Source organism: Paramaledivibacter caminithermalis DSM 15212 (assembly GCF_900142245.1).
In the GTDB taxonomy this organism is placed as follows: Bacteria; Bacillota; Clostridia; order Peptostreptococcales; family Caminicellaceae; genus Paramaledivibacter; species Paramaledivibacter caminithermalis.
The window spans coordinates 54,649-69,656 of the sequence record NZ_FRAG01000012.1; the positions used below are offsets into that span (position 1 = coordinate 54,649).

The 15,008-nt window shown below is 29.0% G+C and carries 9 protein-coding genes; 8 read left to right on the plus strand and 1 reads right to left on the minus strand.

The genetic code is table 11. The features are described from left to right. Positions 1 to 2 precede the first annotated feature (2 nt). From wsfD to BUB36_RS06770, 5 genes are read left to right on the plus strand one after another with little or no spacing between them, the layout of a single operon-like run. Positions 3 to 1,448, plus strand: a complete 1,446-nt coding sequence (wsfD, locus tag BUB36_RS06750) for a glycan biosynthesis hexose transferase WsfD (RefSeq protein ID WP_073148330.1) — start codon at positions 3 to 5, stop codon at positions 1,446 to 1,448. A gap of 17 nt (positions 1,449 to 1,465) precedes the next feature. After that, positions 1,466 to 2,329, plus strand: coding sequence for a GGDEF domain-containing protein (locus tag BUB36_RS06755; RefSeq protein ID WP_073148332.1), 864 nt, complete (start codon positions 1,466 to 1,468; stop codon positions 2,327 to 2,329). Then, positions 2,319 to 3,617 carry a DUF2334 domain-containing protein gene (locus tag BUB36_RS06760; RefSeq protein ID WP_073148334.1) on the plus strand — a complete coding sequence of 433 codons (1,299 nt, stop codon included), beginning with the start codon at positions 2,319 to 2,321 and terminating at the stop codon, positions 3,615 to 3,617. Before BUB36_RS06755 ends, BUB36_RS06760 begins: the two co-directional genes overlap by 11 nt. Before the next feature lie 11 nt (positions 3,618 to 3,628). Beyond that, positions 3,629 to 4,885, plus strand: coding sequence for a glycosyltransferase (locus BUB36_RS06765; RefSeq protein WP_073148384.1), 1,257 nt, complete (start codon positions 3,629 to 3,631; stop codon positions 4,883 to 4,885). 17 nt (positions 4,886 to 4,902) lie between these two features. Further along, a complete protein-coding gene (locus BUB36_RS06770) occupies positions 4,903 to 7,050 on the plus strand; it encodes a cellulose biosynthesis cyclic di-GMP-binding regulatory protein BcsB (protein WP_073148336.1) in 2,148 nt (715 codons plus the stop codon). A 226-nt stretch (positions 7,051 to 7,276) separates the two neighbouring features. Here the strand turns inward: BUB36_RS06770 and BUB36_RS06775 are convergent, their stop codons facing one another. Next, positions 7,277 to 7,549 (minus strand): hypothetical protein, encoded by a 273-nt coding sequence (locus BUB36_RS06775; protein WP_073148338.1) that lies wholly within the window; start codon positions 7,547 to 7,549, stop codon positions 7,277 to 7,279. 846 nt (positions 7,550 to 8,395) lie between these two features. Between BUB36_RS06775 and BUB36_RS06780 the strand changes: the two genes are divergently transcribed. From BUB36_RS06780 to BUB36_RS06790, 3 genes are all read left to right on the plus strand, one after another. Continuing rightward, the gene (locus BUB36_RS06780) at positions 8,396 to 9,379 is read left to right on the plus strand and encodes a YeiH family protein (protein WP_073148340.1); all 984 of its coding nucleotides are present in this window, start codon (positions 8,396 to 8,398) and stop codon (positions 9,377 to 9,379) included. 181 nt (positions 9,380 to 9,560) lie between these two features. Then, positions 9,561 to 10,139 (plus strand): TetR/AcrR family transcriptional regulator, encoded by a 579-nt coding sequence (locus BUB36_RS06785; protein WP_073148342.1) that lies wholly within the window; start codon positions 9,561 to 9,563, stop codon positions 10,137 to 10,139. A 276-nt stretch (positions 10,140 to 10,415) separates the two neighbouring features. Next, positions 10,416 to 14,663 (plus strand): 2-hydroxyacyl-CoA dehydratase, encoded by a 4,248-nt coding sequence (locus BUB36_RS06790; protein WP_073148344.1) that lies wholly within the window; start codon positions 10,416 to 10,418, stop codon positions 14,661 to 14,663. The last annotated feature ends 345 nt before the right edge of the window (positions 14,664 to 15,008 follow it).

Sequence of the window (15,008 nt, forward strand, 5' to 3'; positions counted from 1 at the left end):
TTATGAATAAATATATTAAACCTTCTACATTTGCTGTAATTCTTCTATTTATCATAGGTGGGTATGCTTTATTTTTTGAGCCATTAATAGGACTTGCTGATAATGGGGATTTTTTTAGGATAATGGCTCCAAATGATTTGAAGCATGAAGAAGATAGGGATGTAAATGTTTTTGGTTATTTTACCAATAAATATGATAAGCTCCAATACTATAATGGACTAAAAGGAAAAATAAAATCTACTCAGAATATTATTATACAAATAGCAATAAAAATAGATGATTTTTTCACAAAAGATGAAAAATTTGATATAAGATTTCAAGCAATAATATGCCTTATTATTCTAGGAATTAGTTTATATTGGATGGTTGAAATTGTTTTAAGAATGACAGATAGTGAGAAATTAAAATATTTTCTAGCAATAATAGCAGTTATAATATTTGGAGATATTGGATACATAGCATATTTTAATAGTTTTTATGGAGAATCCATAGCATATCCATTTTACATTCTTTCCATAGCCTCGATATTAAAATTTTCCTCCAGTGAACACAGTAGGATAAGATATTTAGTTATATATTTCATAGCTAGCTTTATATTTATGGGTTCAAAAAATCAATTTGCTGTTAATGGAATATTGTCTTCTATTCTATTGGTAAGTTTAATATTTTTTAAAATTAAAAATTATAAAAAAGTTTTAGTTTTAGTTTTATCTGTGTTTTTTTTAATATCTACAGCATTAATGTATATAGTCATCGATGAAAATATTTATTTGATTAATAAATATCATATGATTACAAGAGGGGTTATGCTTTTTGAGCCTGATGTAGAGAAGGTGACTAAGGAAGTAGGCTTAAATAGACAGTATTCTCTTTTAGCTGAAACCATATATTTTGATAGAACCCCTATAATACATCCTAAGGATGATTTACTATTAAAAGATTTTTATTCCAAGTACAATTTAGCTTCTGTTGTAATATATTATTTTAAAAAGCCAGATGCGTTTATGAAAATTATGAAGCTTGGATGGAAAAATAGCTTTACTATAAGACCAGAGGTTTTAGGGAATTTTAAAAGAAGTGCAGGTAGAGAATTTGGTGAGAAGGCTAAGTTTTTCTCTTTATGGAGCCATTTTAAAGATAATAATATTCCTCATAATTCAGGATTAGTTTTAATATTTTTAGTAATTTGTTTATCCGCAGGAATCAATAGAGTATTGAAATACAAAGGGAATAAATACCCGCAAATTACTTATTATAGGGAAGCTATTATGATATATGTATTTCTTACAGGATTTTCACAAATCCTAGTATCCTTGATTGGTGCAGGAGATACAGATTTGAAAAAACATCTATTCATGACTACAGTAACATTAGATATACTGTTTTACTTCAATTTTGCATATATTGTTTCTATTTTATATCATGTGATAGAGACTAAAAGCAAGTAGAAAAGAGGGATTTTTCGATGAAAACTAAGCTAGACAATCAAATATCAAAAAAACTTGATATATTGGATACCACAATTATAACCATATTTTTTATATTGTTAATAACATTTTCTTATGGTGGATTAAATAGAAACCCTATGAATGTATTTATAGTCTTGTGGGTTATGATAGGTATGATTGTTGGCTATTACACAAATATTACTTTTGCAATACTGTATTCAATAATATTTGATTTTATATATTCTAGTTTACATATATTTTTAAATATGTCAAAGTCCATTCCTATTGATCCTGATGTTTATTTTTGGATTATAACACTACCTATCATTACTCTTATGTATGCATATAAAGGTAAATTGATTAGAGAAATACAATTAGAAAATAAAAAATTAAAAAAAGAGAACGAAGAACTGGTTATGATTGATAAAGAAACTGGACTTAGAAGTTCTCAATCATTTTTTAATGAAATACAAGCCTATATGAATATAAGTAAAAGATATGGAGTAGAAACCTATTTAATGCTAATTAAAATTAAATATCAAAATGAAGTTATAAATATATTGGGTGAAGATAAATACAATAAAATTATCATGAAATTATCTAAATTGCTTGATGATTTTTTAAGAGAAGAAGATAAAAAATTTATATTGAGAGATATGAATTTATTTGGAATAATTCTTTTATCAAATAAAAATGGTGGGAAACAGGTGGTAAAAAGGCTAAAGGAAATGATTTATAATATAGAATTTGAAGAGGAAGCTGTAATAAACAAAATGAAGATAGAAATCATAGTTGGACTTGCGATATATGATGAAGAAACCATAAATAATCCCTACGAGTTTTTTCAAATGGCGAAAAAGGATATGGAGTATGATGTTTAGAAGAAATTATAAAAAACTTAATAAAATTTATATAGGCATAGTTATCATTATAATATTGTCAATTTGCACTACTGAAATTAGTCTATGTGATTCTGAAAGAAAATCAAGATATATATTAATTTACAAGGATTTATATTATTATGGAGAAAAACATAGTGATGTAATAAGTCTATATATTCAGATAAAGTCTGATTGTAAAGAAGCTATATTGCTTCAAGCGTCCCAATTTAAAAATATTAAAATTGAAAAGGGAGATGTTATAATAATTGTAAAATCAAGCTTTAGATCTGAAAAAGAGTATAAAAATATAATAGAGTATTATAGAGATAAAGAAATAAAGATTTATGATGATGAAAAAATCATGGATGAGAATATAATAAAAAATCGAGGATATTTTATAGCTGTAGATAGGGTCTATCCATTTTCAAATCTAAATGGGCTTATGGAAGTAGCAGAGGATCTAAATAATAAAGGGATAACTTTCATTTGTACCATTATGCCTGTCTATGAAAACTATGAATTAGAAGCATATGACAAATTTATGGAAGTATTAAAATATGTTAGTAAAAAGGGAGGAAAATTTTTTATACATTATCCTATTTTTAATGAAGAAGGAACCTATAATATTGACCCTAGGGACGGATTTAAAAGGTCTATAGAAGAATATAGAAAAAAGGGTATAGAGATAGTTGGCATTAGTATTCCAAAGGACAAGGTATTTACAAATACAAGGGTTTTTCAAGGATTAAATTTACCATTTCTATTTGTAACCGAGGAAGAGACAAAGGTAGATTCAAATATTGATTTGCTAAAAATATCACAGGAGTTAAACAAGCATATATTTATTAAGGGAAATGAGATAGACGAATTCAACTTCTTTTCATATATAAATAAAGAAGATTACAACTATAACCAAGGGATATATGTAGACATCAATAAGGATATAAAGAAATTATATAATTTCATTAGCATTTTATATAGTAAGAAAATCCCTATCAGGGATTTTAAAGCAAAAGAATACTATTTGGAGTTGAAAAATTTTAACTTTGGTAAAGGTATTTCTGATATTGAAGAGATTGAAAAAAGTCAGCTTGAAAGATTTAAGACAAAGGAAATGGAGAAAATTAGAGGAGAAAATTTAGAAAAGGAAGAGTATAATGAACAAGGCTACGATATATCACATATTGTAAGAATTGGTATTAAAACAGCATTTTTTATAATTTTTTTATTAATTATTCAAATATTAATCGGCAGGAGATATGATATAAAAAAATTTTTTAAAGATTGAGGTTGAATGGTATGCTGCAAAATATATACGATTATTTATTATTAGGTTCTCTTTTTTCAATATGGATTGTCATACTAATAAATATGGTTTTAGTTACCAGTGGATTTATTAATTACTTGAAGCATCATATTGATAAAAGACCTAGAGTCCTTAATGAATATCCCTTTGTATCAATATTAATCCCTGCCCATAACGAAGAAAAGGTTATAGAAAAAACTGTACAGTCAATTTTAGACTTAGATTATGATAATAATAAATATGAGATAATAGTTGTAAATGACAATTCTAGTGATAATTCAGCTAAGATATTACAAAGACTAAAAGATAAAAACCCTCATAGATTCCTTAAGATTATAAATACTGATAATATAATAGGCGGAAAAGGGAAATCAAATGCATTAAATATAGGATTTAAGCAAAGTATAGGTGATTTAATAGCAATTTATGATGCAGACAATACCCCTGAGAGGCAGGCATTAAAAGAATTGGTATATGCTATAGAAAATGACCCAGAGGCAGGGGCAGTTATTGGCAAGTTTAGATGTAGAAATAAAAATAAAAATCTATTAACAAGATTTATAAATTTAGAAGGAATATATTTTCAATGGGTGGCACAGGCTGGAAGATGGCAGTTATTTAAATTTTGTACAATACCAGGAACAAATTTTTTAATAAGAAGAAGTATCTTGGAAGAAATTGGAGGATGGGATACCAAGGCTATTACAGAGGATACTGAGATTAGCTTTAGGATATATATGATGGGTTATCATATAAGATTCTGTCCCTACTCTGCAACGTGGGAGCAAGAGCCTGAAACTATATCTGTTTGGTTAAAACAAAGAAAACGATGGGTAAAGGGAAATTATTATGTCATGGCAAAGAATTTTAAGTATTTATTCGATAAAAAGGCAGGACCTATAAGATTTGATTTACTATATTTTTTATCTATATATATTTTTTTCTTTGCTGGGGCAGTGATTTCAGATTCAATATTTATACTGAGCTTCGGAGGATTTATTAGGACGTATATAGTTGGATATAGTCTATTATTATGGTTCATGGCTTATATGCTTTTTATATTATCGGTACAGATTTCTACTTCAACAGAAAAGGGTGAACTGAATCTTTCGAATTTCATCATAATTTTACTAATGTACTTCACATATTGCAAATTATGGATTGTTGTTACGATTATGGGATTAATTAGCTTTATAAAAGATACATTATTTAATAGAGAGATAAAATGGTATAAAACCGAAAGATTTTAAAATTTATGGAGGTTTGTATGAAAAAACATCTTTATAATTATAAAATAATTTTGATAGCTTTATTCATTTTGTTTTTTAGTTTAAAAACTGGGTGGGCAGAGGAAGAAAAACAAATTCGTATAATCGAAAAAAATAATGGTTATTTACAATACATATATAGAGTAAATAAGGATATAGAATTAAGAGGAGTTTTAGCAGAAAGTAAATGGTATTTTGATGTAGATAAGGAACTAGAGGTAATAGATTTTAGATTCAACTTATTTTTAAGATTAAACGAATTAATAATGAAAGATATTTCATACATAACTGTTTATATGAATAATATACCTGTACGGACTATGAAGCTAAAGGATAAGGATGACGAACTTATAAAAAACTGGGATATACAGATACCAGATAATCTAATAAATAAAGGTTATAATGAACTTAAAATAAAAACTTATTCAAGGATATCTTATTCTCCCTGTGATGATGATGAAAACATAGCAAATTGGGTTGTGGTAGATAGGAAGAGTAACTATGTAATAACCTATTCTAAAGAGCAAATATATGATAAAATATCAGATTTCCCCAAACCTTTTATTAAAAAATATGGAGATGAATCAATGGGGATAGGGGTTATGATTCCTCAAAAATATACGGAAGATGAAATATCTGCAGCTCTCACATTAATCGCTCATATGAAAGAATATAAACAAGGATATAATGTTAAAACTACTTTATTTAGACGTGGAGATTATCAAATATCTGAGTTTGAAAGTATGATATATATAGGTAATTTTAATGATGTACCAGATGAATTGAGAAATATTATTAAAATTAATACGAAAGCAAATAAAAATGATGGATATATTTATAGAGGAGAATTAGAAGATAGTAACAAACCAGTGTTTGCCATTATTTCTGATAAAGGAAAGAGTCTTATAAACGCTGTAAAAGCACTAAACAATACTGAATTAAAAGCTCAAATGATTGATAGACATATGTTAATTCCATGGGATTTTAATACAAGGATAAAGGAAGAAAAAATAGATGACTATATTTATTTAAAGGAATTAGGTTTAAATGGAATTGAAGTAAAGGGTAGAAATCAGCAGGTAACAAGTATAGGTATTAAAATACCATTTAATGAAGTTTTGGCTAATGAAGCCAATATAAATTTAAAATTTAGATATTCCGATAATCTAGATTATGAAAAATCAATGGTTTCAATATATGTGAATGGTAAGCCAGTAGGAAGTAAAAAATTAGAAAGAGATAAGAGAGATTTAGATGAATTTAAAGCATATATACCTAAGGAGTTGAGAAGAAATAATTATTATGACATAAGAGTTGTGTTTGAAATGATTCCTGATGGTATTATAACATGTGAAAGATACTTGGCAAGTGTACCATGGGCATATATACAAGAGGATTCTAGCTTTTTTGTTCCAAAGAAGGAAAGGAGTCTGATGTTACTAGAAGACCTTCCTTATCCTTTTTCAAAAGATAATGATATAGATATAACAACAATCGTGATGCCAGATCATCCTACAAAGGAGGATATTGAAATAGCTGGAAAACTTGCTGAATTAATAGGAATAGGTGTAAAAAACAATGAAGGAGTAATCAGAATTTCAAAGGGAGCTTATTATGAAGAAAAATATAAAAATTTAAATATGCTTAAAACACCAGAAAATTACTATTCCGATAATTTGATAATATTTGGTACTCCAAATGAAAATAGTCAAATAAAGGCTATCAATAATAGTCTATGGTTTAAATATGATGAAGGCTATACCAAAATTCTTTCTAATGAAAAGATAGAACTTTTGCCACAAACTTCACAGCAATCTACTTTTGTTGAATTAAAACCTTCACCCTATAATGATGAAAAGGGATTAATGACTATAACATCATTGAATAAACAATCTATCATAGATGCCCTTTATTATTTTAAGGATGATAAAAGAGGTTTGTTGTTGGGAGATGCAGCGATTATAAGTAGGAATGGAGATTTATTAAACTTTAGGTTTCAAAAAGAAGCACCAAAGCCTATAATAGAAGATAACCCATTAGAAAATAAAAATACCCGTGACTACATAATGTTTGCTGGAACTGTATTGGTATTTATGCTTATAGCATTGATTTTATATTTATATAAGAATCAAAAAAACAAGAAATAATAGAAATAAATAATTATATGAATAGAGGTGAAATATGCTATGTCTAAATTTGCTAGCATAGCATATTTTTTTAACATAGTATCCTATTTATATCTAAATAAGCTTGTTTTTCTTTGAATATAGATTTTCATAGTAAAATCACTATAAGTTTTTATCATCATAATTTATGCTTTTATTTTCCTAAAATAATGTTACCTTCTCTTGTTGGATTTGCCAACAATCTAGATTAGATAATACTATCTAATTCTTTCTCGTATTCCGCTAATATTGAAATCAACTCCTGTTCACTAAGCTTTTTTTTTGAAATTGGAACAGTTTTTTGATATTCATCAGCAGGAACTATTGTGGCTATTGGCTTATCATTCTCTGTTATTAGGAACTTTTTGTGTTCCAGATTTGTTAAGAGTAACAGGCTTTTGATAGTATCAAGATCTAAGCTGCTTAATTCTATGATACTATCATTTGCTACTCCAAAATCAACAGTAGTTAAACCCCTCACAATATTACCTCCTTTATTTAAATTTTATAGAAAAACGATTTTATAGGGATTTAAGTAAAGACTTTAATTTATACATGTCCAAAACGCCCAGAAACGTTGCGTATTTGTGCATGTATAAATTAAGTTTTACTATGTAAATCCTATAACATATATTAATATTATATCATTAATAACAACCAATTAAAAACAGCAAATTCCTTAATTGTATAAAAATAGTTATACAATGGATATTCCAGTAAAACAGTTAATTTATACACATTAAAAGTCCCTAAAAACTCTAGATATTTTGATATGTATAAATTAAGTTTTACTATTGGAAATCTATATAATTAAAAGTTTTGCAAGTAGCATAAAGCTAAGATGTTTTTTATTTGGAGAAAAAAGAATATTATTGATATAAAACCCTTAACTTTATAACTAAAGGATGATATAATTACCCATGTTAACTATGATTAAAGTCAAGGTAGTATTTGCTTTCGCAAATCTCCACTATGACTTAGCTAATTTTGTGTGAGGTGAGGATTAAGAGCTGATGGGACCCAGAAAAGATATCATCCCACTAGCTCATCAGCAACATATAAGTTTATCACACAAAACCACTTCGCTAAGTTTGTGGATGGTCTTAGCATGAACACCCCAGAAAAGATATAAAACATAGCTACCCATGGGCTTTATACTTCTCATTGAAATTTTTAATATTTAGGTAATATAGTTATTATCCTTTTTTAAAATATTCAGTTGTTAAACATTAAATAGTAAATGATTAACCAATATTTATTTACCATTTTAAAACTGGTAATTCTGTTGGATTTATCATCTAAATATATTATACGAGGAGCAATGTTTATGGAAAATATCAAAAAATATATCCTTGGTGTAATCTTCGTTCTAATTATTTCTTATATATCAATATTTTTAAATGATTCTCTTAAAAGATATATAAATCTAGAATCCCTCACAATTGCAATTATTATTGGTATTATTTATAATAATGTCATTGGAACACAAGATATATTTAAAGAAGGGGTTAAATTTTCTTTAAAAAAGCTCTTAAAGGTAGGTATAGTATTATTGGGATTCAAGCTAAATATAAGCTCTATACTAAAGCTTGGGTCTCAAATACTTGCTATGGTAGTTATTTATGTTCCAGCTGTATTAATAATTGCGGTAATATTAGGGAAAATGTTTAAAGTTAATAATAAGTTATGCACATTAATAGGTGTAGGTTCATGTATATGTGGAGCTTCAGCAGTAGTTGCATTGGCTCCCTGTATAAATGCTGATGAAGATGACTCGGTGGTTGCAGTATCTATAGTGAGTTTTTTAGGGGCAATTGGAGTGCTTATATATTCTGGCATTGCAGCTGGTGGATTAAATCTAACTGAGATACAGTATGGAGCATGGTCTGGACTTACCCTTCATGGTGTTGCCCATGCTTTAGCAGCAGCCTTTGCACTGGGTGATGTATCTGGTGAAATTGGGACCTTTGTAAAAATGACAAGGGTACTTATGCTAGTTCCAGTTTCCTTGGTATTAGCATATTTATTTAATAAAGAGAATGTAGGAAGCAATAAAGCGAAATTTCCAATGTATGTTCTATATTTTATTTTAGCTGGAATTATAAATTCATTTGGTATAATACCATTGTCAATTACTAAAGCATTAACTAAAACAAGCTCACTTTTTATATTAATGGCAATGACGGCCATGGGACTATCTGTTAATTTTAAAAGTATTATTAATAAAGGAATTAAAGGACTGTTGATGGGAACTATATTATTTGTAGTTTTTTCAGGATTGAGTCTGGTATTTATTATTAATACTCTGTGACCTACCTACCTTCTAAATATGAAATATACCCTATAAGATAGATATTAAAAACAATTTGTCTTATAGGGTTTTTTATGTAAAAATTAGAGCAAATATAGAATTTGACTTTATTGCAAATAGATAATATAAGTGATATAATTTTAATGTTAGTTAGTACTAACATTGATCTGGGAGGGGTTTAATGAATAACTTAAGTACATCAGAAAAAATATTAGAAGCAGCTATGAGCCTTTTTTCTGAAAAAGGGTATAAGGCTGTCACAACAAAGGATATTGCAAATGCAGCTGGAGTTAGTGAAATGACAATTTTTCGTCATTTTCAGAAAAAGCGGTATTTATTTGAAAAAGCCTTTGATAAATATGTATTTTCTCCAAAGCTTAAAACATTATTTGATAGTGGCTTAGAGTGGGATTTAGAAAAGGATTTAATGAAAATTAGCTCTATTTATCAGGAAATGCTATGTAGAAATGAAAGAATTATATTGATGCAGTTAAAGAATAATGAATTAATATTTCGACTAGATTCACCACTTAGAAAATTTCCAAATGAGTTGAATAAATTGCTAGCCGATTATTTTTATAAAATGAAAGAAAAAGGAGTCATAGATAAGAATCCAGAAATTCTAGCGATAAATTTTTTATCAAGTAATTTTGGCATTTTTACCAGTCTTAAAATACTTGAAAAATATAATACTGATGTAGATATTAATTCATGTATTACTAATTTTGTTAAAACCTTTACCAAGGGAATAATGTCTTAGTGTTTTAAGCAGAACATAAAAAATTAAATATAAATAGACAACGCTTAAACTTAATAGAAGTTAAAGTTGAATCTTTATATGTAAAAATTAAGTTTTGATATATAAACGCTATATTCATAAATGATTAAATACGAAATATTAATTAATAAAGAGACATGTTTTCTGTCTATGTTTATTTATATAAAATTTCATAGCTAATGTGCAAGGCATAATATAGTTTTAGATCATAAGAAACAAAATTACATTATTGTGATACAAATCTAAGGGGGACCAAAGATGGGTAAGATTTTAAATGTTGGGCTTGATGTAGGTTCAACCACTGTAAAGATGGCTGTCTTGGATGAAAAAGGAAATATTCTATATAAAAAATATAGAAGACATTTTTCAGATATTAAGAACACCGTAGTTTCTATGATTGAAGGTGCTAAAGAAATATTGCAAAAAAATCTAGTAACATTAATGATAACAGGGTCTGGAGGATTCAATATATCAGAGAAGCTTAATGTACCTTTTATTCAAGAAGTGGTGTCTTGCACAAATGCGATTGAAAATATGATTCCAAATACTGATGTTGCAATTGAGCTTGGTGGAGAAGATGCTAAGATTACTTATTTAGGTGATTCAATAGAACAAAGGATGAATGGAACCTGTGCTGGTGGAACTGGTGCTTTTATAGATCAGATGGCATCACTTTTACAAACTGATGCTTATGGACTTAATGAATTAGCAAAAAAATATAAAAACATATATCCTATAGCATCAAGATGTGGTGTATTTGCAAAGACGGATATTCAACCTTTATTAAATGAGGGTGCAGCTAAGGAAGATATTGCTGCATCAATTCTACAGGCAGTTGTTAATCAAAGCATAAGTGGATTAGCCCAGGGAAGATCTATTAAAGGAAACGTTGCATTTTTAGGCGGACCATTATATTTTATGTCTGAATTAAGAAACCGCTTTATAGAAACTCTTAAACTAAAAGAGAATAATGTTATTTTTCCTGAAAACTCTCAGTATTTTGTTGCTATAGGAGCAGCATTATCTTCAAGAAAAGAGGAGCCTGTTCTATTTGAATGTATTTACGAGAAGGTACCAGGAATTTGCAGATTAAATGATAGGGATAACCATGATATAGATGCTTTGTTTGCCAATGACGAGGAATATGAAGAATTTAAAAATAGACATGCAAAAAATAAAGTAAAAAAAGTAGATTTAAATACTTATGCTGGTGAAGCCTTTTTAGGAATAGATGCTGGTTCAACTACAACAAAGCTGGCGCTAATTGATAATAACGGAGGATTGTTATATTCCTATTATGGAAGTAATATGGGAAGTCCATTAGAATCAACTATAAAAGCATTAAAGGAATTATATGGCAAGTTAAATAGAAATATAAAAATAGTTAATTCAACAGTTACTGGATATGGAGAGCATCTGATAAAATCTGCACTAAAAGTAGATATTGGTGAAATAGAAACTGTGGCTCATTATAAGGCCGCCGACTTTTTTCTCCCAGGCGTAGAGTTCGTTCTGGATATAGGTGGACAGGATATGAAAAGCTTGAAGATAAAGGATGGAGTTATAGATTCTATTATGCTTAATGAAGCTTGTTCATCGGGATGTGGATCCTTTATAGAGACATTTGCTAAATCCCTTAATATAGAGGTTAAGAAATTTGCACTATTAGGTATTAAGTCGAAGCATCCCATAGACCTGGGAACGAGATGTACTGTGTTTATGAATTCAAAAGTCAAACAGGCTCAAAAGGAAGGGGCAGACATTGAAGATATTTCTGCTGGTATTTCAATTTCTGTTATAAAAAATGCTTTGTTCAAGGTTATTAGATTAAGGAGTACAGAGGAGCTAGGAGAGAAGATTGTTGTTCAGGGTGGAACCTTTTATAATGATGCAGTTCTCAGGGCTATGGAGAAGATAATTGGCAGAGAGGTTATAAGACCTGATATAGCAGGCATAATGGGAGCATTTGGAGCTGCATTAATTTCCAAGGAGCGTTATAAAGAAGGACATAAAACTACTCTTTTGGAAGCTGAAGGACTGAAAAAATTTGATATGGAAACATCTATGAAGCGTTGCGGATTGTGCGGAAATAATTGCTTACTGACAATTAAGCAATTTTCAGATGGACGAAGATTTATTTCTGGCAATAGATGTGAGAGGGGTGCGGGCATAGAAAAGGTTGAAAACAATATTCCAAATCTTTATGAATATAAGTATAAAAGAGTATTTAACTATAAACCTTTGTCTAATGAAAAAGCTATTAGGGGAACCATAGGCTTACCAAGGGTGCTAAATATGTATGAAGATTATCCTTTCTGGTTTACTTTTTTTACCCAACTAGGATATAGAGTAATAATTTCTTCAAGATCAACAAAGAAAATATATGAGATGGGAATGGAGACTATACCATCAGAATCAGTTTGCTACCCTGCAAAGCTTGTTCATGGACATATTACTGATTTAATTAATAAGGGGATAGATAAGATATTTTATCCTTGTATCCCTTACAATAGAAAAGAGGATAAAGATTCAGGAAATCATTATAACTGTCCTGTAGTTACATCATATCCTCAAACAATTAATGCAAATATGGATATCATTAAGATAAATGGAGTTATTTTCTACCATCCGTTTTTGCCTATAGATAACCCAAAGAAATTGATAAAACGATTATTAAAAGAACTAGCTTCAGAAGGTATTTCAAAGGAAGAAATAACTGATGCAGTAAGAAAAGCTTATGAAGAACTAGATAGATATAAAGAAGACGTTAGAAAAAAAGGTGAAGAATCTTTAAACTACATAGCAGAAAAAAATATAAAAGGAATAGTATTAGTAGGTAGGCCCTACCATATTGATCCAGAAATTAATCATGGGATACCAGAGATGATTAAATCCTATGGTTTTGCAGTTATATCAGAAGATTCAATCAGACATTTAGCCGAGATAGAAAGACCACTTCGTGTTGTAGATCAATGGGTATATCATTCTAGAATGTATGCAGCTGCTACATTCGTAGCAAAGGAAAAAAATTTGGAACTTATTCAGCTTAATTCCTTTGGGTGCGGCTTAGATGCAGTAACCACAGATCAAATAAAAGAAATATTGGAACGATATGGAAAAATCTATACTCTTTTAAAGATAGATGAAATCAGTAATATTGGGGCTGCTAGAATTCGTATAAGATCTCTAATTGCTGCAATTAGAGAAAGACAGAAAAAAAATCTTGTATCCAAAAGATCACCAGATAATTATAATAGGATAATATTTACAAAACCAATGAAAATAAAACATACTATCCTTGCACCTCAAATGTCACCTATTCATTTTCAATTTTTACAAGTTGGATTTGAAAAAGCAGGTTATAATATTGAGATTTTACCATCAGTTGATAAGTCAGCAATTGATGAAGGGCTGAGGTATGTAAATAATGATGCTTGTTATCCTGCTATTATAGTAATAGGTCAAATCATGAAGGCCTTAAAATCAGGAAAATATGACCTTAATAATACTTCAGTAATAATTAGCCAAACTGGTGGAGGATGTCGTGCGACAAATTATATTGCCTTCTTAAGAAAGGCTTTAAAGGATACGGGACTAGAAAAAATACCAGTTATTTCACTGAATGCAAGTGGTTTAGAAAAAAATCCTGGGTTTAAGTTTACCCTTACAATGTTAGATAATCTTATGAGGGGATTAGTTTATGGAGATTTATTGATGAGGGTGTTATATAGGGTGAGACCCTATGAGAAAATAGTAGGAGCAGCTGATAGACTATATGAATATTGGGTGGGAAGATGCCAGAAATCACTAATAGATGGATCTAGGAAGAATTTTATCCAGAATATCTATGGAATTGTTAAGGATTTTGACAACCTTGAAATTTATGATAGTTTAATTAAACCAAGGGTAGGAGTCGTAGGAGAAATTCTAGTTAAATTTCATCCTACAGCCAATAATAATATTGTTGAATTTTTAGAAGATGAAGGAGCAGAGGTAGTTGTACCAGACTTAATTGATTTTTTACTATATTGTGCTTATAATCATGAGATAAAATATAAAGACCTATCAGGAAGCTATAGTAAAATGATACTCAGTAATGGAGCAATAAGACTAATTGAATTTTATAGAAGGGAAATGAAAGAGGCTTTAAGTAGAAGTAAAAGATTTGAAGCACCAAAGAATATACATGAAGTAGCAGAGGGGGCAAAGAAACATCTATCATTAGGAAATCAAACGGGTGAAGGCTGGCTGTTAACAGGAGAAATGGTAGAACTTATAGAAAGCGGTGTCAATAATATAGTTTGCTTACAGCCCTTTGCATGTTTACCAAATCATATAACAGGTAAAGGTATGATAAAAGAGCTTAGAAGAACATATCCATTAGCAAACATTGCTGCAATTGACTATGATCCAGGAGCCAGTGAAGTTAACCAGCTTAACCGTATAAAGCTAATGCTTTCCGTAGCATTCAAAAACTTACAAAAAGAAAAAGATTCTGCAATATAAAATAATAATTGACTGAAGTATGTACCATATTTGAGTAAAGGACAGGAGTTAGTCCTGTCTTATCTTATTGCTAAAGAACTCAAACATTTTTCACCCCAAATTAAATAGCTAAAAAAGAGTAAAATAGAGTACTAGAAGGAAAATTAAAACTATTACCAATAAAATTTTAGAATCAAGAATTAAGGTTTTTTTAGACTTAAAAGAATGACCTTAAAATTTGGAACATGGGACTTATAACTTACAACTTGCAACTAAAATGCGTTGTCAGACACCTTTGTCCTAAGTTTTAATAGCCCTGTAGAGAAAAATAATAAGTTTATATTTTACTTGACAAATACTTCTACA

What these genes read in the sequence shown, in the direction of transcription:
- wsfD (WP_073148330.1), top strand. Translation starts at nt 3, where the DNA reads ATGAATAAATATATTAAACCTTCTACATTTGCTGTAATTCTTCTATTT.
- BUB36_RS06755 (WP_073148332.1), top strand. Translation starts at nt 1,466, where the DNA reads ATGAAAACTAAGCTAGACAATCAAATATCAAAAAAACTTGATATATTG.
- BUB36_RS06760 (WP_073148334.1), top strand. Translation starts at nt 2,319, where the DNA reads ATGATGTTTAGAAGAAATTATAAAAAACTTAATAAAATTTATATAGGC.
- BUB36_RS06765 (WP_073148384.1), top strand. Translation starts at nt 3,629, where the DNA reads ATGCTGCAAAATATATACGATTATTTATTATTAGGTTCTCTTTTTTCA.
- BUB36_RS06770 (WP_073148336.1), top strand. Translation starts at nt 4,903, where the DNA reads ATGAAAAAACATCTTTATAATTATAAAATAATTTTGATAGCTTTATTC.
- BUB36_RS06780 (WP_073148340.1), top strand. Translation starts at nt 8,396, where the DNA reads ATGGAAAATATCAAAAAATATATCCTTGGTGTAATCTTCGTTCTAATT.
- BUB36_RS06785 (WP_073148342.1), top strand. Translation starts at nt 9,561, where the DNA reads ATGAATAACTTAAGTACATCAGAAAAAATATTAGAAGCAGCTATGAGC.
- BUB36_RS06790 (WP_073148344.1), top strand. Translation starts at nt 10,416, where the DNA reads ATGGGTAAGATTTTAAATGTTGGGCTTGATGTAGGTTCAACCACTGTA.